This is a genomic window from Streptococcus sp. KCJ4932 (assembly GCF_004352745.1).
In the GTDB taxonomy this organism is placed as follows: domain Bacteria; phylum Bacillota; class Bacilli; order Lactobacillales; family Streptococcaceae; genus Streptococcus; species Streptococcus ruminicola.
The window spans coordinates 1-418 of sequence record NZ_SJWW01000041.1 but is presented as its reverse complement, the minus strand read 5'-3'; the positions used below and the strand labels follow the sequence as shown (position 1 = coordinate 418).

Here is a 418-nt window from a genome sequence, read left to right as displayed (position 1 = left end):
CAGCAATACCGAGATAGGTTTAATAATGAGTACCTTTGGTATTGCGGCCATTATTCTTTATGCCCCCAGCGGCGTTATTGCCGATAAATTTTCACACCGCAAAATGATTACTTCCGCGATGATCATTACCGGATTACTGGGTCTGTTAATGGCAACGTATCCACCGCTGTGGGTAATGCTCTGTATTCAGATCGCCTTTGCGATAACGACGATTTTAATGCTGTGGTCGGTGTCGATTAAAGCTGCATCGTTGCTTGACGATCATAGCGAGCAAGGGAAAATTATGGGCTGGATGGAAGGGCTGCGCGGCGTCGGTGTAATGTCGCTGGCGGTGTTTACCATGTGGGTCTTTTCTCGCTTTGCACCGGATGACAGCACCAGCCTGAAAACGGTCATTATCATCTATAGTGTGGTTTAC

The 418-nt window shown here is 47.4% G+C and carries 1 protein-coding gene; it reads left to right on the top strand.

From position 1 onward, the window contains the following. Positions 1-13: 13 nt before the first annotated feature. Positions 14-418: MFS transporter (locus tag E0E02_RS09375; RefSeq protein WP_276319492.1), on the top strand; the 405-nt coding region annotated here is incomplete at its 3' end.